At 41.1% G+C, this 16,938-nt stretch carries 20 protein-coding genes and 1 tRNA gene; 12 read left to right on the top strand and 9 right to left on the bottom strand.

Annotated elements, in window-relative coordinates:
• Nucleotides 1-22 precede the first annotated feature (22 nt).
• The gene (locus PY04_RS08105; RefSeq protein ID WP_014734640.1) at nucleotides 23-1,081 is read left to right on the top strand and encodes an ABC transporter substrate-binding protein; all 1,059 of its coding nucleotides are present in this window, start codon (nucleotides 23-25) and stop codon (nucleotides 1,079-1,081) included.
• 5 nt (nucleotides 1,082-1,086) lie between these two features.
• Here PY04_RS08105 and PY04_RS08100 read toward each other — a convergent pair whose 3' ends face one another.
• From PY04_RS08100 to glyA, 5 genes are read right to left on the bottom strand one after another with little or no spacing between them, the layout of a single operon-like run.
• Nucleotides 1,087-1,551: a COG2426 family protein gene (locus tag PY04_RS08100; RefSeq protein ID WP_014734639.1), complete on the bottom strand. Its 465-nt coding sequence runs from the start codon at nucleotides 1,549-1,551 to the stop codon at nucleotides 1,087-1,089.
• Nucleotides 1,530-2,141 (bottom strand): phosphatase PAP2 family protein, encoded by a 612-nt coding sequence (locus PY04_RS08095; RefSeq protein WP_014734638.1) that lies wholly within the window; start codon nucleotides 2,139-2,141, stop codon nucleotides 1,530-1,532. The genes PY04_RS08100 and PY04_RS08095 overlap by 22 nt, the downstream gene beginning before the upstream one ends.
• A gap of 11 nt (nucleotides 2,142-2,152) precedes the next feature.
• Nucleotides 2,153-2,701: an ASCH domain-containing protein gene (locus PY04_RS08090; protein WP_014734637.1), complete on the bottom strand. Its 549-nt coding sequence runs from the start codon at nucleotides 2,699-2,701 to the stop codon at nucleotides 2,153-2,155.
• On the bottom strand, nucleotides 2,691-3,404 hold the full coding sequence (locus tag PY04_RS08085) for a TIGR02253 family HAD-type hydrolase (protein WP_048056116.1): 714 nt from the start codon (nucleotides 3,402-3,404) through the stop codon (nucleotides 2,691-2,693). Before PY04_RS08085 ends, PY04_RS08090 begins: the two co-directional genes overlap by 11 nt.
• 47 nt (nucleotides 3,405-3,451) lie before the next feature.
• Entirely contained in the window at nucleotides 3,452-4,735 is a 1,284-nt protein-coding gene (glyA, locus tag PY04_RS08080) for a serine hydroxymethyltransferase (protein ID WP_014734635.1), read from the bottom strand.
• A 268-nt stretch (nucleotides 4,736-5,003) separates the two neighbouring features.
• On the opposite strand from glyA, the gene PY04_RS08075 reads away from it, so the two are divergent.
• From PY04_RS08075 to rnhB, 3 genes are read left to right on the top strand one after another with little or no spacing between them, the layout of a single operon-like run.
• The gene (locus PY04_RS08075; protein ID WP_048056115.1) at nucleotides 5,004-5,792 is read left to right on the top strand and encodes a metal ABC transporter ATP-binding protein; all 789 of its coding nucleotides are present in this window, start codon (nucleotides 5,004-5,006) and stop codon (nucleotides 5,790-5,792) included.
• Between the two features lies 1 nt (nucleotide 5,793).
• Nucleotides 5,794-6,624: a metal ABC transporter permease gene (locus tag PY04_RS08070; RefSeq protein WP_014734633.1), complete on the top strand. Its 831-nt coding sequence runs from the start codon at nucleotides 5,794-5,796 to the stop codon at nucleotides 6,622-6,624.
• Nucleotides 6,621-7,289, top strand: coding sequence for a ribonuclease HII (rnhB, locus tag PY04_RS08065; RefSeq protein WP_014734632.1), 669 nt, complete (start codon nucleotides 6,621-6,623; stop codon nucleotides 7,287-7,289). The genes PY04_RS08070 and rnhB overlap by 4 nt, the downstream gene beginning before the upstream one ends.
• Here rnhB and PY04_RS08060 read toward each other — a convergent pair.
• The 3 genes from PY04_RS08060 to pfkC are packed head-to-tail and all read right to left on the bottom strand — an operon-like array spanning nucleotide 7,257 to nucleotide 11,377.
• On the bottom strand, nucleotides 7,257-8,798 hold the full coding sequence (locus PY04_RS08060; RefSeq protein ID WP_014734631.1) for a hypothetical protein: 1,542 nt from the start codon (nucleotides 8,796-8,798) through the stop codon (nucleotides 7,257-7,259). The two genes, rnhB and PY04_RS08060, sit on opposite strands and share 33 nt — an antisense overlap.
• On the bottom strand, nucleotides 8,780-9,964 hold the full coding sequence (glp, locus tag PY04_RS08055; RefSeq protein WP_048056114.1) for a gephyrin-like molybdotransferase Glp: 1,185 nt from the start codon (nucleotides 9,962-9,964) through the stop codon (nucleotides 8,780-8,782). The genes PY04_RS08060 and glp overlap by 19 nt, the downstream gene beginning before the upstream one ends.
• A gap of 36 nt (nucleotides 9,965-10,000) precedes the next feature.
• On the bottom strand, nucleotides 10,001-11,377 hold the full coding sequence (pfkC, locus tag PY04_RS08050) for an ADP-specific phosphofructokinase (protein ID WP_014734629.1): 1,377 nt from the start codon (nucleotides 11,375-11,377) through the stop codon (nucleotides 10,001-10,003).
• A gap of 113 nt (nucleotides 11,378-11,490) precedes the next feature.
• Between pfkC and PY04_RS08045 the strand changes: the two genes are divergently transcribed.
• Nucleotides 11,491-12,495 carry an RNA-guided pseudouridylation complex pseudouridine synthase subunit Cbf5 gene (locus tag PY04_RS08045; RefSeq protein WP_014734628.1) on the top strand — a complete coding sequence of 335 codons (1,005 nt, stop codon included), beginning with the start codon at nucleotides 11,491-11,493 and terminating at the stop codon, nucleotides 12,493-12,495.
• Between the two features lie 3 nt (nucleotides 12,496-12,498).
• A complete protein-coding gene (locus PY04_RS08040) occupies nucleotides 12,499-12,852 on the top strand; it encodes a DUF3783 domain-containing protein (RefSeq protein WP_014734627.1) in 354 nt (117 codons plus the stop codon).
• Here the strand turns inward: PY04_RS08040 and PY04_RS08035 are convergent.
• Nucleotides 12,843-13,442 (bottom strand): hypothetical protein, encoded by a 600-nt coding sequence (locus PY04_RS08035; RefSeq protein ID WP_014734626.1) that lies wholly within the window; start codon nucleotides 13,440-13,442, stop codon nucleotides 12,843-12,845. The two genes, PY04_RS08040 and PY04_RS08035, sit on opposite strands and share 10 nt — an antisense overlap.
• Before the next feature lie 53 nt (nucleotides 13,443-13,495).
• Here PY04_RS08035 and PY04_RS08030 point away from each other — a divergent pair, with 53 nt between their 5' ends.
• From PY04_RS08030 to PY04_RS08005, 6 genes are all read left to right on the top strand, one after another.
• Nucleotides 13,496-14,143 (top strand): hypothetical protein, encoded by a 648-nt coding sequence (locus PY04_RS08030; protein ID WP_237710152.1) that lies wholly within the window; start codon nucleotides 13,496-13,498, stop codon nucleotides 14,141-14,143.
• A 508-nt stretch (nucleotides 14,144-14,651) separates the two neighbouring features.
• Nucleotides 14,652-15,239: a class I SAM-dependent methyltransferase gene (locus tag PY04_RS08025; RefSeq protein ID WP_048056236.1), complete on the top strand. Its 588-nt coding sequence runs from the start codon at nucleotides 14,652-14,654 to the stop codon at nucleotides 15,237-15,239.
• 158 nt (nucleotides 15,240-15,397) lie between these two features.
• Nucleotides 15,398-15,483: transfer RNA gene (locus tag PY04_RS08020), tRNA-Ser, on the top strand.
• A 30-nt stretch (nucleotides 15,484-15,513) separates the two neighbouring features.
• Nucleotides 15,514-15,960: a 30S ribosomal protein S13 gene (locus tag PY04_RS08015; protein ID WP_014734623.1), complete on the top strand. Its 447-nt coding sequence runs from the start codon at nucleotides 15,514-15,516 to the stop codon at nucleotides 15,958-15,960.
• Nucleotides 15,961-15,979: 19 nt separating this feature from the next.
• A complete protein-coding gene (locus PY04_RS08010; protein WP_014734622.1) occupies nucleotides 15,980-16,522 on the top strand; it encodes a 30S ribosomal protein S4 in 543 nt (180 codons plus the stop codon).
• Nucleotides 16,519-16,932, top strand: coding sequence for a 30S ribosomal protein S11 (locus PY04_RS08005; protein ID WP_014734621.1), 414 nt, complete (start codon nucleotides 16,519-16,521; stop codon nucleotides 16,930-16,932). The genes PY04_RS08010 and PY04_RS08005 overlap by 4 nt, the downstream gene beginning before the upstream one ends.
• Nucleotides 16,933-16,938: the final 6 nt, after the last annotated feature.

Genomic DNA, 16,938 nt, shown 5'->3' with positions numbered 1-16,938 from the left:
ATAATCCAGCGGAGGGGATTATATGAAAAAGGTCTCAATTATAGTGTTCTTCGTTGCCCTGATCGTGTTTATTAGTGGTTGTTTGGGAACTACAACAAAGACAGTCACAACGACGCTTCCGCCAAAAACAGTCACTGTAACAAAAACTACAGAAATAGGTTCTTCAGAGGCTCAAACAATGACTAAAACAATTACAGAGACCGTAACGAAAACCATGGCGCCGACTCACTATCCTCTTACAATAATCGACTCTATGGGGAGGAAAGTTACAATTGAAAAGGAGCCTAGAAGAATAGTTTCGTTGGCCCCTTCCATTACTGAGACCCTCTATTTTATAGGAGCTCTTGATAAGGTTATAGGCGTAACGAAGTTCGATGACTTTCCTCCAGGAGTTCAAAAAGGGAGGACAATTATTGGAGAATTTTCAGGCCCAAACATTGAAGTCATAGCATCTCTCAAGCCTGACCTCATTATCGGAACAAGCATGCACATTAAATACCTAGACAAACTCCAGGAAATTGCTCCTGTTATAATAGTTGATCCCAAGAATATTGACGAGATCTATGAATGGATAATAAAGCTTGGCAAAGTCGTCAATAGAGAAGAAGAAGCTGAGGGCGTTGTTAATTACATGAAAGCCATTGTCTCCAGTGTTGAAGCTAGAGTTGGAAACTCTACCAGACCAAAGGTGTTCTTCCTTCTCAGTTATTGGAATGGTTACTGGACGGGCGGAAAAGGAACTTTCATCGATAGCTTAATAAGCCTGGCTGGTGGGGAAAATATATTCCACGATGTCGAGGGATGGAAGGCTGTGAGTGCGGAGGAAATAGTTGCGAGGAATCCTGACGTTATAATAATCTCCTACCATGCAGGGGTCAAGCCTGGGGATCTCTGCAATACCCCGCTCGCAAAGACAAATGCATTCAAGAATGGTAGGGTGTACGTGGTTAGTGATGATAATCTGATTTCTAGACCCGGCCCAAGGATAGTTCTAGGTCTCGAGGAGATAGCGTATTTCATCCATCCAGAGGCGTTTAACTACGCTTACCAGCCAAAGGCTTGTTCTGTTTCTTCTTCCTGAACTCTTTAAATTTTTAAAATTCCCAGCGTTGGAAGGGCCGTTATTATAATACTTATGATCCCTCCAATTATTAGTGCTGGGATTGTGACCCTCTTTTCAATTCCAAGTATATATGCAGCTAGAGCTCCTGTCCACACGCCAGTTCCTGGAAGCGGTATCGCAACGAATATTATTAGGCCCAAGAATCCCCATTTTTCAACGTATGGTTTTGCTTTTGCCCTTACTCTCTCAACATACCTTAAGTAAGTCTCGGCTAATCTCTTAAACAATGTTGCCTTTTCTAGTTTGAGCATTATCTTATCTATAAAAGGCAATACTGGTGGCAAAGTTAATGCGAGTATTAAAACGCCAAGTATAGATGCAGTTATTGTCTCTAATACCGGATATCCTCTACCGAGCCCATAAATTACTGCGTATCTACCCTCGAATGTTGGGATAAGGGAGAGTATTAGTACTTCTTCAAGCCCCATTTTTCAAGCCTCCTTATTGGTCGTGCCCATATATCTTGAGTTGTCTTTACGACTTCAGCTATCCAGGGTCCATAGAAAAATCCAAAGAGGACATCACTAAACCAGTGAACATGGAGTAGTAGCCTACTGATTCCTACTGAGAGGGGTAGAAGCACCCAAATTATTTTATATTTTGGAAATCTCTCCATTAGATACCTTGCAAATCCAGAAGTTCTAGCTGTATGGCCAGAAGGAAATGCTAGTAACTTTACATCTTTTATCCTGTCACTTATCTCTGTAACCCCAGGTCTTGGTACTCCGAATATTATCTTAAGCACGCCGACGCTCAGGGTTGTAAGTATTAATGAAAGGTATGGTCTTATAATTTCTTCCAAGGGTAACTTCTCCTTCTTCAGCTGGACTGCAATTGCAGCTGTAATCATCAAAAATACAACTATAAAGTCTCCTAAAGTGGTTATTAGGAGTGCTATTGTCCCTCCCTTTGGTATGAGATTGTTTATTTTAATATTTACTTCCTTAAAAGCACCTATCCATTCGAGAGTGCCGATTATAATGAGAATGAGCGTTAGTATAACTAGTCTTTTTCTCACTAAACACCACCTCAAATTAATCCAGCGTCATATAAAGCATGGTATACCTTGAGAAGAGCTTGCTGAACTTTCTTTGGACCAAATGTCCTGACGGCTTTTCCTAGCCCTTCTTCTCTAACCCTTTGGAGAATGAATTCAGTATCTTTTGCAATGTTAAGCTTTTCTTTGTTTTTAAAGAATAATTCGACTATTTCCTCTGGTTCCTTATAGTTTAGGCCTTTAAGCCACTTTAGTGGTATCCCTGATTCAAAAGTTTTCACGACTTCAAATCCTATTATTGTCACCTCATCATCTCCATAGAGCTCGCCATATATTTTGTTCAGCTCTCTCATGAGTTCTCTAACATCAGAAAAACCGTCAAGCTTTGCATCTTCATTAGTTAGTTCTCTGACTTTCTTTTTTTCAATCTTAGTTATCCTAACCTTTGCTATGGCCGTGTCGCTTGGTGTTATTACTAGGTAAACCTCACTTCCTGGCTTTGCTTCATAACTTCCATATCTTATCGTTGTCACTTTTTTCCCGCTCATTATTTTCTTCTTGTACTTATTATCAACGAGCATGAACTTCCTTATCTGAACCGTTTTCACTTTTTAGCACCTCCAGAAGGTCTGGGAATTTATCAATTGTATAGTCTGCATACTCCTTGTATTCTAATTCAGCTTCAGCTCTTTTCCCATATCTAAACCAGACTGTTTTCATTCCTACCTGTTTTGCTCCGTATATGTCTGAATAAAGCCTGTCTCCGACCATTAGGGCCTCATCAGCCCTAATGTTGAATGCTTTTAGGGCTTTTCTGAATATTTTTGGGTGAGGCTTCTTAACTCCCTCAAAGTCCGATATTATGACGTGCTCAAAGAAGTCGTCTATCTCTAGGCGTAGTATTTTCTCCCACTGCTTTATTGGATTTCCGTCTGTAATTATTCCAAGCCGGTATCCAAGCTCTCTAAGCTTTATTAAGGTTCTTTTTACTCCTGGAACCTCTCTTAGGTATGCGAATTTTGTATTGTGATAGGCTATTACTCCAGCAGCTACCCATTTAGGATTATAGGGAAGATCTAATCTTCTTAGAAGGTAGTCAAAGTGATGGGGGAAATTACTCCCATACTCTTTTATGAGCTCTAAAAGCTCTTTGTATGCAGTATCAAAGTCAACGGGCATTCCATGCCTAATCATATTCTCGATTGCATTCCTTCTTGCCATCTCTGCCAATCTACTAGTATCGGCGAGCGTATCGTCAAGGTCAAAGAATATGACCTTAATCATGATTCATCCCAAAGAGAATAGAAACAAGAAAAGATAAAGATTTGGATTCACTCCTTCATTGGCAGGCCATAGTCAAATGAGTAGTAAACTTTCTGGTATTCAAGCCTGAAGTAGTAAACGTCTTTCCTGACTTTCTTTGGATCCTCTTTGTCAAGAAGGACTCTCTTCATGAAGTGTGCGATTTCTTTCATCTCGTCCTCCATCATTCCTACTCTGGTCATTTCTTGAACTCCAATCCTAAGTCCACTGGGCTCATTGACTTTCTCAAGTGGATCCCATGGGAGGAGGTTCTTGTTGAGGATTATCCCTGCTTCTTCTAGCAGTGGTGCTGCCCATCCTCCTCCAGCTGGGTGGAGGTCACTTACGTCAACTATGACTTGGTGGCTCTTTGTATATCCTTGATCCTCTCCGATTACCTTGAATCCTTCTTCCGCTAAGGCTTCAGCTAGTGCTTTCGCATTCTTAACTATCTGCTTTGCGTATGCTTCTCCATATTCGAGCATTTCTGCAGCCGTTATCACTTTTCCAGCCATGTGGTGGAGGTGGTGGTTGCTCAGGACTCCTGGGAAGATGGCCCACTGAAGCTTAGCTATTGTATCATTGTCTGCAAACCTATTGTAGAGGATGACTCCTCCTTGGGGACCTGGGAACGTCTTGTGAGTTGATGCAGTCATTATGTCGGCTCCTTCTCTGAGTGGATCCTGGAACTCTCCTCCGGCTATTAAACCTAGGACGTGAGCGGCATCATAGACAACAAATGCTCCAACTTCCTTAGCTACGGGGGCAAGCTCTTTTACTGGGTGGGGGAATGGGAAGAGTGATCCTCCAAACATGACTATCTTTGGCTCTAGCTCTCTTATCATCTTCTCAGCCTTGTCTACGTCTATGTTGAATGCTTCATTGTCAAATGGCCATGTATGAACTTCAAGTCCTCTCATTCCAGCGGCTCCAAAAGGCATATGGCTGATATGACCTCCATGGCTGGTATGTAGGACTATAACCTTGTCTCCGGGGTTACCTAAACCAAAGAACACTGCTTGGTTAGCGTTGGTTCCAGAAATTGGCCTAAGGTCGGCAAAATCACTCTTAAAGAGCTTTGTAAATAATTCAACACCTATTAGCTCAACCTCATCAACATACTTACATCCCTGATAGTACCTCTGCCTTGGCCACCCTTCTGCATACTTGTGCATAAATCCAGAGGCAACAGCCCTATTAACACTTGGGGAGGTTATGTTTTCACTCGCAATGAGGTTTATTGTGTGGCTCCTCCATTTTTCATGTTCCTCAATAAAGTTGAGAACCTTATCCCTGTACTCTCTGTAGCTCATCAGAATCACCTCGCCTAATATTTCACGAATATATAATTTAAACCTTGCCCATAAAAATTAGTAACTTGATAAAATCCGAGTACTGGGAGTGTTGAATTGCTCATCCGAAAATTTGTCAAATCCTCATTATTGAAATAAGGCTGTTCTTTTTATAACTAGCTTTGTCTTAGCCCTAAGTTTAAAATAAGGGGAGAAAAAATTTGGACAGTTGTGTGTAATTGGGAATATTTTTAAGCTTGGTTAGGCTAACCAAATTTTGGCGGGTACCATGAGCGGAGAAGAGGTAATAGTTGCAGAGAGTCTTACGATTATGTACGATGGGTATGAGGCAGTTAAAGACCTAACGTTTAGATTAAATAGAGGAGAAACTCTTCTTTTGCTTGGTCCTAATGGCGCGGGTAAGACTACTCTGCTTAAAGTCTTAGCAGGTTTTCACACTGAATACAGAGGGAAAATACTTGTCTTTGGAAAGCCCCCTGTTGAGGTTAGGGATAGAGTGGCGTATGTCCCTCAAACCTTTAGCTTAAATTCAAGGGTCCCGCTGACTGTTCTTGACGTAGTTTCAATGGGTGGAATCTACAAAAGTGGGCTTCTTCACTTCAATATTCCTAGGGAGGTAATAGAGAGGGCCCTCGAGATATTAGACTTCTTAGGATTAAAAAATCTAGCAAATAAACCGTTTAGAGAGCTAAGTGGTGGACAAAAGCAGAGGGTTATCATTGCAAGAGCCTTAATGTCAAACCCAGAACTTCTCCTACTTGATGAACCCCTCTCAGCCCTAGATCCAAAAGCGAGAATAGATGCTACCTCTGCTCTCTCAAAGATAAAGGAGGAAATGGGAATAACAATGGTAATCACGACTCATGACGTTAATCCTTTAATAGAAATAGGGGACAAGGTTATGCTCATAGATAAGAGGCTAGTCGCTTTTGGAACTCCTGAGGAAGTGTTAAGGGATGAGATAATTGGTAGTGTCTACGGTCCCGCTTCAAGAACCGTGAAAGTCGGTGAGAGGTTGTACTGTATAATAGGAGACGTTCACTTGAGGGTGAGGTGAAATGATCGAGGAGTACCTTTTTAGGGCGATACTTGCTAGTCTAATGGTTGGAACCCTATTAGGCTTACTGAGCCCATTAATAAACGTTAAAGGGATAGCATTCTTGACCCATGCAACGTTTCACGCGCTCTTATTTGGTGCCGTTCTTGGGATGATAATTGGGTTAGTTCTTGGGGATCTCTCTCTAATCTTCTGGATTTCACTCCTTGTAGCAATTTTAATAACGATTATAATTGCTGAACTTGAACTTAGAGGATATTCATCGGATACTGCGGTTGGAACTATTGCTGGCATAGTGGCTGGATTGACTGTTTTGGGATTTGGAATACTGTACAAGGTTATGGCATCCAGGCCTTACTTTGGGCTCTCAGAGAGCATAGTAACGTATCTGACTGGTGAGATATTCCTAATAACGATTAAGGATCTCTGGACTCTCGTTATAGGTGGAGTTCTTGCATTTGCACTAATGCTACTATTCTACAGAGATTTCATATACCTGAGCTTCGATCCTGAAGGTCTTGAAAGCCACGGTGGAAATGTGAGGTTATACCTTATGATTCTGTACTTCCTAGTAGGAGCAATTGGTGGATTGATCGTTAAGACAGTTGGGCTGATAACATTGCAAGTTCTCGCTGTTCTCCCGGGAGCAATAGCTTTGACTCTCTCCAAAAATGTGAGAGAATTAATAGCATGGAGCCTTGCGATAACGTTATCAACTCAGATAATTTCAGTTATTCTGGGGTATGGCTTGGGCGTGCCTCCTAGCGGGCTTGCTACGATATTTCTAGGAACGGCTTATGGAGCATTGGCTTTAAGGAGGAAACTACTATGAAGGTTGGAGGCATTGATGAAGCTGGGAGAGGGCCCGCTATTGGACCTTTGGTTATTGTTGCTGTCGTCGTTGATGAATCTAAGTTGTCTAGTTTGAAAAATATTGGGGTTAAGGACTCCAAGCAGCTGACGCCTGAGCAGAGGAGAAGAATGTTCTCGGAAATTGTTTCCCTATTGGAGGACTACGTGGTCATTAAGGTTCCTCCTAGTGAAATAGATAATAGATCTGGGACAATGAATGAACTTGAAGTTGAAAAATTTGCCGAGGCTTTGAACTCTTTAAAGGTTAAGCCTGAAGTAATTTATGCCGATGCCGCGGATGTTAAAGCTGAGAGGTTTGCAAGAGAGATAGGGGCTAGACTGTCTTATAATGCGAGCATTATAGCTGAACACAAGGCAGACGCAAAATATGAAGTTGTTTCTGCAGCCTCCATCCTTGCCAAAGTCATTAGGGACGAGGAAATAGAGAAATTAAAAGAAGAATATGGTGATTTTGGCTCTGGATACCCAAGTGACCCAAGAACGAAAAAATGGCTTGAAGAATGGTTTAAAAAACACAAAAGTTTTCCCCCAATAGTTAGGAGAAGCTGGGAGACTGTAAAGAAAATTGAAGAAAAGTATAAAGCTCAACAATTAACGCTTGATAGCTTCTTTAAGAAATCTTAGCAGATCTATCCACGCTTTAAAGTATTCCTTTATCCACTCCCAATACATCTTAAGGGATCTCTCAAAGTACTCCCACTTTATAATATCGTATCCAATTACCCCGAGTGCTACCGCTGCTGGTGGGACAAGGGGTGTTGCATAGAAGATGAATTGAGTTTTTCCTCCGAGGAGATATTGGAGAGCAAAGAACCCAATTATTGACCAGAACATCCAGAATATTTCGTGTAATCCTTTTCTTTTTACAGCAACATAAGGGACTGCGAATATAAAGACTATCATAGCCAGCATTAGGATAGGGTCTGTAACGGCGTAGACATCTGGATTGTAGTGGAAGGGGAAAGGTTTTAGTGAAATGAACCATGTCCAGAAGGGTGCTTCTGCTGGATGTTCACCTTTAAAGCTTAAGTGCCAAGCGAAGCTTGCTAAAAATTCTTCAAACCATGGTAAAAAACCAAGAGCTTTTATTATTGGGAATTCTGGTATTAAAAAAGCTATAATCGGGAGAATAATTCCTGAAACTATAAGTTCTTTAAATCCTCTTTCTCTTATGATTTTGATCCAAAGGATCGGAAAGACGAATGCTCCACTAAGTTTTGTTGCGGCTGCAAGACCAAGTGTAATCCCAGAAAGTCTAATTCTGTTTAAGGCTATTGTGAGCATAAAAAGTGCAACAAAGAACGCTACATGTATATCGAGCATTGCCACAATTCCCGTAGCAAATAAAAGTGGGTCCAATGCAGAGAACGTTGCGGCTATTGCTGAAGCTAAATAACTCTTAGTTATTTTGTATGTAACGAATACCACGATCAGAACAATAAGTACATGTTCTATAATCCCGGGAATCCTCCAATAAAACGGCTTATCCTGAACTAACATTGCTAGGGCAATTAAGTCCTTTCCCAAAAATGGATGTTCCGTGTTAAGATACTTATGAATGTTATCTTCGTCGGGATATCTATATCCTGGGATCACTACTATCTCCTTTATCTCCTTTAGGTCTCTAGTGAAATTCCTAAAATACTCTTTTGGTATCTCATAATAAACTCCAGGAGAGTTTGTGTACGTCTCATAATTTACGAATTTATTCCTATATGCAACTTCCCAAACTTTGAGTTTAATGTTCTCCCATTTAGTTTCGTTCCTTGTATAATTGAATGGTATAACTTCCATCCTGACTCCAAGCTTTCTTGCAAATTCTGGAAGAGTTGGATAATCTCTATAAAATCCTTCGACCCTAAGGCCATGAAAATATACTATAACCCTTCCGGAATACAGGGGCTCCTTCAAGAATACATTAACCCCAACGGTGTCATTTTCCATATACTTAAGGTTAAAGCCAAGTAAATGAAGCATATTTCTTGTTGCAGAAACATACCAGACTTCGTCTCCCATGTAATCGTTGAGTTTAGCTTGTTCAATCATGAAGTACGTTGAACCAGCTATTAACAGAAGAAGGTAAGAAAAAAACAATATACTTTTCCATCTTTTTTTCAGTATAGAGTAATCCAAACTTCCTCACCTCTCCTATGACCTTCACTGTCTTCTGGAATTGTTAAATATCCATTGCTCCTAACTAAAGAACTTATTATCCCGCTACCCTTCTTTTTGACAACCTTTGCTCTACCCTCCTCGTAGTAAACCTTTATGAATTCATACCGTCCAAGCTGACTTGGGACATCCTCTTCAATAATCGCTTTCACCTTTATCTCATAGTTCTTGGCCCCTACCATTTTTGCTAGGGCGTGTTTTACAAAGAGATGGAATTGCACAAAGACAGCAACTGGATAGCCACTCATAATAAAAACTCTCTCACCATATCCAATTGGTCTTCCTGGCTTGATTGTTGTTCCGTGAAAGAGTAGATTTACGAATTTGTGGGCATAGTCCTTGTCCCCAAATGCTGAACCGCCTGTTACTAGAACTAGATCGCACTCTTCTTTAGCCCTTTCAATTTTTTCTCTAATCTCTTCCTCTTCATCGGGGGTGACACCGTAGAAGATGGGTTCTCCAAAATATCTCTCTACAAGATTTATGAGCATTATTGAGTTTGTTTCAACGATCTTTCCTGATCTAAAAGCTTCTTCATCTGGTTCATCAACAAGCTCACTTCCCGTGATTATTATTCCAACCCTAGGCCTTTTTTTGACACTCACTTTTCTTATGCCGAGAGCTTTTAACATGGCAAGATCTTGGGCTCTTAAAATTGATCCTTTTTTGAGAACAATTTCCCCTTTCTTGACATCTTCCCCAGCAAATGCAATATTCTGTCCTGGCGCTACTGGTCTTAAAACATAGATCTTGTTATTTTCTCTTTTTACCATTTCTTGCATTATAACTGCATTTGCCCCCTTTGGAATTTTTGCCCCTGTTAGAACTTTTATAGCTTTCCCTGGAGTGATCTCCATTGAGGGAGAAGCTCCTGCTGGTACTTCTTCAATTACCTCTAATTCTATTGGGCTGTATTCTCTTGCTTGGAACGTATCTTCAGCTCTAATGGCATATCCGTCAACTGCAGATCTGTCAAATGGGGGTAAATCAAAACTTGCAACTATATCCTCGGCCAATACCCTTCCAGCAGCGTCTTCTAACTTTATTTTCTCCTCTCCGACCTCTTGAATATCGTTAATTACCATCGAGAGGGCATCCTTATAGGGGGTAAGCCTTTTGAATTCCACCCTCCCCACCTAATCCCTAAAAAGTCAAAAAGAAGATTAAAAGGTTAAGGATTTTGAATGTTTCTTTAATAACGCAATGTAACTTAGGAATGTTCCAGTTGAAATTGTATCTCCAAGTCCAACTGTTGATACTGGATTCGGGACGAGTTTTGTGGGAACAATCACAACCTTATACTCCCTCATTCTTAATTTCTGCTTTGCCTCTTCAAACCTTAACCTAACATAATCACTTCTTTCATTAAATGGAACTTCCTCTCCGACTCTATAGTCCTCAGGTTTACTAATATCTCCGAGGGATGCTCTTGCCGCTGCCAGTGTTGTTCCAAATTCAAGGCTCTTTGCTAACTCCTCCTCACTAAGTGGATTATCCCTATGGGTTATGTACATGAGGTAGTAGATCGTGTGAACTTGGAGTATCTCAAAGTTTAGTTCATCTAGGATTATCATTCCTCCAAGGATAGCATCTTCTATCCGGTTGTATAGAAATATCCTGTCTGCGAGATCTCTGTATCCTAAAACGCTTAGAATATATGCAATTTCAGCTTCGTCCATTCCAACGCTATCTACCATTGGGAAGATATTGTTCACGACTTTCTTCCTGAGTTTTCTGTCTTGAATGGAGGCAAACTCGACATGTATCTTTATTCCTGCCTCTTTTAGTAGCCTTATATCTTCCTTGGCTTTTCTTAAGTAATAGTTGGCATCCTTTCCATCAGAGTACTGCAATCTCAATCCCTGGTATCCTGAGAGAATTGCACCATCAACAAGCTTTCCTATTTCTGGAAGGAAAGGTCTTAGTTCGTCTCTAGTTTCTATTCTGCTTATGCTTTCAAACCTCGAAGAGACTATGAACCTGCCAGAGTGGGGTACTGTAATAATCTCATTCCCAAGTTTAAACTTCATTCCCTTCCTGAATTCAAATATCCTGTTGACTTTCAGGGGGTCTCCTTCCCTGTATGCCTCTTGAATGGGCTTTAGCTTTAGCTTTCCACCCTCAACGACTGGATACAGCACTCCGGGCTTGAAAAGTTCTGCAAGCCTTTTGGGTAGGAAGGGGGTATATGCTATTACCTTGTTTACCTTTAGCCCTGCAAGCAGATTTGCTATTATTCCCGCTTGGCCTCCTATCCTTTCCATGTCATACTTAAATGTGTCATCAAACCAGCGGTGCATATTTTCATTCACTAGTGGGACGGCCATTGGTTTTCCGGTTTTCAATGCATGAATTAGCCTCGCAATGAAATCAAGGGGCTCTTTTATCTCCCTAGGATATTCTTCAATTCTCTCTTTTATTTCATCCTCGCCAAACTCCTCAATAAGCTTTTGGACTATTTCAGTGTTCAGGTTTACAATTGCATCAACGTTTGCATTGTAGGCTGTATAAGCGCTAAGTTTTCTGACTTCATCAAGCATAATATATCACCCTCAGTGTTATTTAACCACAAGACAATCATGCAATCATTTAAAAAATTTTTTCAATCTCCTTATAAATTGAACTCGCAAGAAATTTTTAGTGGGTGATGCTCATGGCGAGAGATGAAGTTAGAAGAATCCTTCCAGCTGATATCAAGAGGGAAGTTCTTATAAAGGATGAAAAAGCTGAAACCAATCCCAAATGGGGTTTTCCACCTGACAAAAGGCCAATTGAATTGCACATACAGTTTGGAGTTATAAATTTGGACAAGCCTCCAGGACCAACTAGTCATGAAGTTGTTGCATGGATAAAGAAGCTCTTTAACCTGGAGAAAGCAGGACACGGTGGGACACTAGATCCAAAGGTTAGTGGCGTTTTGCCGGTTGCCCTTGAGAAAGCTACCCGTGTAGTTCAGGCCCTTCTTCCCGCTGGAAAGGAGTATGTTGCCTTAATGCACCTTCATGGGGATGTCCCAGAGGATAAGATAGTCCAGGTTATGAAGGAGTTCGAGGGAGAGATAATTCAAAGACCTCCCCTGAGGAGTGCAGTTAAGAGGAGACTTAGAACGAGAAAAGTTTACTATATAGAAATTCTAGAAATTGAGGGTAGAGATGTACTCTTCAGGGTTGGCGTTGAAGCTGGAACCTACATCAGGTCTCTCATCCATCACATAGGCCTTGCATTGGGAGTTGGAGCTCATATGGCTGAATTAAGGAGAACTAGAAGCGGGCCGTTTAAGGAAGATGAAACCCTCGTAACACTCCATGATCTGGTAGACTACTATCACTTTTGGAAGGAAGATGGGATAGAGGAGTACTTTAGAAAAGCCATACAGCCAATGGAAAAAGCAGTTGAACATCTCCCAAAGGTTTGGATAAAAGACTCTGCCGTTGCCGCTGTGACACATGGAGCAGATTTGGCAGTTCCAGGAATAGTAAAACTCCATGCGGGTATAAAGAGAGGAGATTTAGTTGCTATAATGACTCTCAAAGATGAGTTAGTGGCCTTAGGAAAGGCAATAATGACAAGCCAAGAAATGCTTCAAAAAAGCAAGGGAATAGCAGTAGATGTAGAGAAGGTGTTCATGCCTAGAGATTGGTACCCAAAGATGTGGTGAGGGATGAAGGTTTACGTGATAGGCTTTAATAAGGAAGAAGTTGAAGAACTAAAAAGAAAGATAGGGGAAGTAATTTGTATCCCTGAGTACTGCAGAGATTGGGTACTGGCCTCAATAATTTCCCAGGAGAAACTTGAAGGACGATGTAACTGGCATCTCAGAAAATTCGTAATAATCCATGGAGGATCAAAGGATGATATAGAGAAGATAATAAGGATAGTCAAATCAAAATTTAAGGACGTTATATTTGCTACAACCTCTCCCACTACCTTAACTTGGCGGCTTGAAGACCTCCTCAAAGAGCTCATAAGGGAACATGAATATCTCAAGATCTTTAAATTCAAGCTTCACCACTGACATTTAATTGTTTTTTCAACCGTTATATTGAGCTCCCCTCTCAATTCTCCTCTCCAGAAATTAACATCTCCTGGAACCTTCCTTGTGTCATATAAAACTACAAGCTTATAGTGTCCTTTCTCAATGGTTCTGTTTACACTCCACCAGCAGAGGGAAACCCTTGTGCTCCATGTAATCTCTTTTTTGGGTTCCAACACGACTACGTACTCCTTACTTAGTGGGAGATACGTCGGAATAGGGCCGTGGAATTTTAACTTCCCATTCTCTCCATACAATTCAAATCTAACCGTCACGTAGTATATTGGCCTTGCGACCGTAATACTCTCCCTTCCAACGTTTCTTAGGGCTATAGTGATAACAAAAGAGAGGGAGCTAATGGTTTTTGGAGAAGATACAATAAGCTCCAATTCATTAGATTTGGAGGTAACAGTTTCTTCTTTGGATTTTGTTATACATCCCATGGTTAGAGTTAGGAGGATCAAGATTATAGCGAAAGAATCGACGGATGTCCACCTAATGTCACCTCTATACTCTTCCTTTTGTACTCCTTTTATATTTTTAGTCAGGTATTTGTCTTGACTTAGTAGCACTTAACTTCAAACCCAAAAATCTAATAAAATATCTTGCATAAATAGTGAACTTGGTGATTATCCTGGACCTTCTTGATTTATTCGCTTATATCTTTGCATATATCCTTGTTGTACCTTTCATTCTATTGAATTTGGCGATTTTAGTTGTGAGCTTGTTTTCTTCATCAATAAGCAAGCTAATAACTACGATTTTTAGAATACAACCTCCAAAAAATGAAAAGAAGAGGTATGAAATTCTGTTTACAGCTATATGGGTATTAGTTGGAATATATGCCCTAAAAAGTTTCAAAAACATAAACTTGTTTTCAAAGCTTTTTATTTTTCTAACATTTAGGAATGGTGCGGTAATCTTCAAGAAACTAATTTATGGAATACATGATTTTAATTTACTCAAGAAAACAGAAAAAGGAAAAGCCCTAAGCCTAGTAAGCAAAGCAGTGGGGTTTACTATACTACTTGAAATTCTGTTCCTATTCGCCTTGGCACTCTCTTATAGAATCATAACCGCAGGGGTAAAAATTCTCTTCGGATTAGAATCTGGTAGATTTCTCATATATTTATGGATTGTAGGGGCAATTTTTGGAACGATATTTGGAGTTTTTATGTCCCATAACAATAAGGGACTTCTTCTTCAGAATGAAATGGCACTTGTCCTGTTATTTACTGGAAGGAGAGTACTTAAAATATTCGCAAAAAGGTAGAGTAAACTCCTTTTCTATTTTTGGACTTTCAGGTGCAAAGATCAGGATTTTAAGGGAATACGCTTCTTAACGAAGAAGAATGTTAATGTTGTTGAGAGTATGAGTTTGAGAGAGTTGAACATATTGCCTACGAGAAAGGTTGCGAATTAGTAATTACAATACTTGAAGAGAGCCATCAGTTTCTATAAAAGACTAGGCTATGAGAAGTTGGTAGAAAGTGAAATTGTGGAAATAGAACTTTCAGAGTTTTCAAAATCATGATGTAAAGCAGTCTACATTTTCGTGGGACGATTCCGAGGGGGAGTGGAGGGCTTTATCTGTGGGAAACAGAAAAGGATCTTCCCGAGGCCATTAGAGTTGCTGGCAGATATTTAAAAAAAGTAGTAACGGCTTTGAGGAAGGAAATTGCTGGAGAATATGGGAAGAGCATCGGGAAAACTATCATCATGGGAAAGTTTTTGGATTGAGAACCTTCATGCTTATAAAACGGATTTTGCATTTTTTACACATGACCCATTACTACTCACGGGAGCCTGGGGGACCTCTTAAGACAAAAACTATTGAAGTTTGCATTAGGGGTTATTGTTTTAAATTTATAACGGCAAGTGGCGTGTTCTCTTTTGGAAAGCTCGATAGAGGTACCGAGTTGCTAATAAAGAATATGCTTCTAAATCCTGACTGGAAAATCCTTGATTTGGGTTGTGGGTATGGTCCGATAGGTATCGTTGCTTCGAGGTTTGTGAAGTGGGTAGTCATGACAGATGTGAATAGGAGAGCTGTTTCAATAGCGAGGAAAAATTTGAAGCTCAATCATGTAAAAAATGCCGAAGTTAGGCTTGGAAATCTTTATGAACCAGTGAGAGGGGAGAAGTTTGACTCAATAATAACAAATCCTCCGGTTCATGCTGGGAAGGAAGTGCTTGAGAGGATAATTAGAGAGGCTCCAAATTACCTAACCAATGGGGGCACTTTGCAATTAGTAATAAAAACCAAGCAGGGAGCAAAGAGCATAAGGGAGATTATGGAGGAAGTTTTTAGTGAAGTTGTAGAATTGGCTAAAGGGAGCGGATACAGAGTATATGCCGGGCGGCTATAGAGAAAGGTTTATAAAATTAAAGCCCAACAATGCCTCTAGAGCTGAAATTAAGGAGGAATCGCTCCTCTTCAAATGCCCCTATAATTGGAGATTGTTTGGATGTTAAGGGTAAAGTTTATTAAAGCCCTAATGTAGGACACCTCACCGAATGGTGGGATGCCGGGATAGCCCAGCCTGGTAGGGCGCGGGCCTTGAGAGCCCGTGGGCGTTGCCCGCCGGGGTTCAAATCCCCGTCCCGGCGCCAGAACATCCTTATAATTTAAGGGGTGATAAAATGGCTGATTTCAGGCACATAGTTCGTGTTGCGGGAGTTGATTTGGATGGGCACAAGCAGTTAAGATGGGCGCTCACCGCTATCAAGGGAGTTGGCATAAACTTCGCTACAATGGTGTGCAGGGTTGCTGGGCTTGATCCCTTCATGAAGGCAGGATACCTCACGGATGAACAAGTGAAGAAGATTGAGGAGATACTTAGCGATCCAGTTGCTCATGGAATACCCAGATGGGCTGTTAACAGGCCTAAGGACTATGAGACAGGTAAGGATCTGCACCTCATTACGGCAAAGCTTGACATGGCCATAAGAGAAGACATCATGAGGCTCAGGAGGATAAGGGCTTACAGAGGTATAAGACATGAGCTTGGCCTTCCAGTTAGGGGTCAGAGAACCAGGTCTAACTTCAGAAGAGGTCAGACTGTTGGTGTTAGCAGGAAGAAGAAGTGAAGTTGTGGGGTGGTGAAGGATGGGAGATCCTAAGAGGCAGAGGAAGAAGTATGAAACTCCACCGCACCCATGGATTAAGGAGAGGCTCGACAGAGAGAGAGTTTTAATGGACAAGTACGAGCTTAAGAACAAGAAAGAGCTTTGGAAGCATGAGACACAACTTAAGAACTTCAGAAGAAGAGCTAGAAGATTGTTAGCAGCAAGAGGTAAGCAGGCAGAAGTTGAGAGACAACAGCTTTTGGCTAGGCTTAAGAGACTCGGTCTACTTCCTGAGGATGCAGTTCTTGATGATGTGCTGTCACTAACAATCGAGGACATCCTTGAGAGGAGGCTACAGACAATAGTGTACAAGAAGGGACTAGCCAGGACTATGAGACAGGCGAGACAATTAATAGTTCACGGTCATATCGAGGTTAACGGTCAGATAATAAGGTCACCAAGTTACCTCGTCCTTAAGGAAGAGGAGGATACTATAACATATGCAAGAACTTCACCATTTGCAAATCCACAACATCCAGAGAGGATGATGATTGAGAAGGCGAAACAGGGTGGTGAAGCATGAGCGAGGAACAAGTTAACATAAAGAAGAAGGAGAAGTGGGGAATTGCTCACATTTATTCAAGCTATAACAACACGATAATCCACATAACTGACATAACTGGAGCTGAGACAATAAGCAGATGGAGCGGTGGTATGGTTGTGAAGGCTGACAGGGATGAGCCTTCTCCCTATGCTGCAATGATAGCAGCAAAAAGGGCAGCAGAAGAGGCTCTAGAAAAGGGAATTATTGGAGTTCACATAAGAATCAGAGCCCCTGGAGGAAGTAAGAGCAAAACTCCTGGTCCAGGAGCTCAAGCAGCTATTAGAGCATTGGCAAGAGCCGGGCTTAAAATAGGTAGGGTTGAAGATGTAACTCCAATCCCACATGATGGAACAAGACCTAAGGGCGGTAGGAGAGGAAGACGTGTCTGAACTTCT

The organism is Pyrococcus sp. ST04, from assembly GCF_000263735.1.
Lineage (GTDB): Archaea > Methanobacteriota_B > Thermococci > Thermococcales > Thermococcaceae > Pyrococcus.
The sequence above is the reverse complement of the archived record's forward strand: the minus strand, read 5'-3'. Positions and strand labels throughout refer to the sequence as shown.

What these genes read in the sequence shown, in the direction of transcription:
- PY04_RS08105 (WP_014734640.1), top strand. Translation starts at nt 23, where the DNA reads ATGAAAAAGGTCTCAATTATAGTGTTCTTCGTTGCCCTGATCGTGTTT.
- PY04_RS08100 (WP_014734639.1), bottom strand. Translation starts at nt 1,551, where the DNA reads ATGGGGCTTGAAGAAGTACTAATACTCTCCCTTATCCCAACATTCGAG.
- PY04_RS08090 (WP_014734637.1), bottom strand. Translation starts at nt 2,701, where the DNA reads ATGCTCGTTGATAATAAGTACAAGAAGAAAATAATGAGCGGGAAAAAA.
- PY04_RS08085 (WP_048056116.1), bottom strand. Translation starts at nt 3,404, where the DNA reads ATGATTAAGGTCATATTCTTTGACCTTGACGATACGCTCGCCGATACT.
- glyA (WP_014734635.1), bottom strand. Translation starts at nt 4,735, where the DNA reads ATGAGCTACAGAGAGTACAGGGATAAGGTTCTCAACTTTATTGAGGAA.
- PY04_RS08075 (WP_048056115.1), top strand. Translation starts at nt 5,004, where the DNA reads ATGAGCGGAGAAGAGGTAATAGTTGCAGAGAGTCTTACGATTATGTAC.
- PY04_RS08070 (WP_014734633.1), top strand. Translation starts at nt 5,794, where the DNA reads ATGATCGAGGAGTACCTTTTTAGGGCGATACTTGCTAGTCTAATGGTT.
- rnhB (WP_014734632.1), top strand. Translation starts at nt 6,621, where the DNA reads ATGAAGGTTGGAGGCATTGATGAAGCTGGGAGAGGGCCCGCTATTGGA.
- pfkC (WP_014734629.1), bottom strand. Translation starts at nt 11,377, where the DNA reads ATGCTTGATGAAGTCAGAAAACTTAGCGCTTATACAGCCTACAATGCA.
- PY04_RS08045 (WP_014734628.1), top strand. Translation starts at nt 11,491, where the DNA reads ATGGCGAGAGATGAAGTTAGAAGAATCCTTCCAGCTGATATCAAGAGG.
- PY04_RS08040 (WP_014734627.1), top strand. Translation starts at nt 12,499, where the DNA reads ATGAAGGTTTACGTGATAGGCTTTAATAAGGAAGAAGTTGAAGAACTA.
- PY04_RS08025 (WP_048056236.1), top strand. Translation starts at nt 14,652, where the DNA reads ATGACCCATTACTACTCACGGGAGCCTGGGGGACCTCTTAAGACAAAA.
- PY04_RS08015 (WP_014734623.1), top strand. Translation starts at nt 15,514, where the DNA reads ATGGCTGATTTCAGGCACATAGTTCGTGTTGCGGGAGTTGATTTGGAT.
- PY04_RS08010 (WP_014734622.1), top strand. Translation starts at nt 15,980, where the DNA reads ATGGGAGATCCTAAGAGGCAGAGGAAGAAGTATGAAACTCCACCGCAC.
- PY04_RS08005 (WP_014734621.1), top strand. Translation starts at nt 16,519, where the DNA reads ATGAGCGAGGAACAAGTTAACATAAAGAAGAAGGAGAAGTGGGGAATT.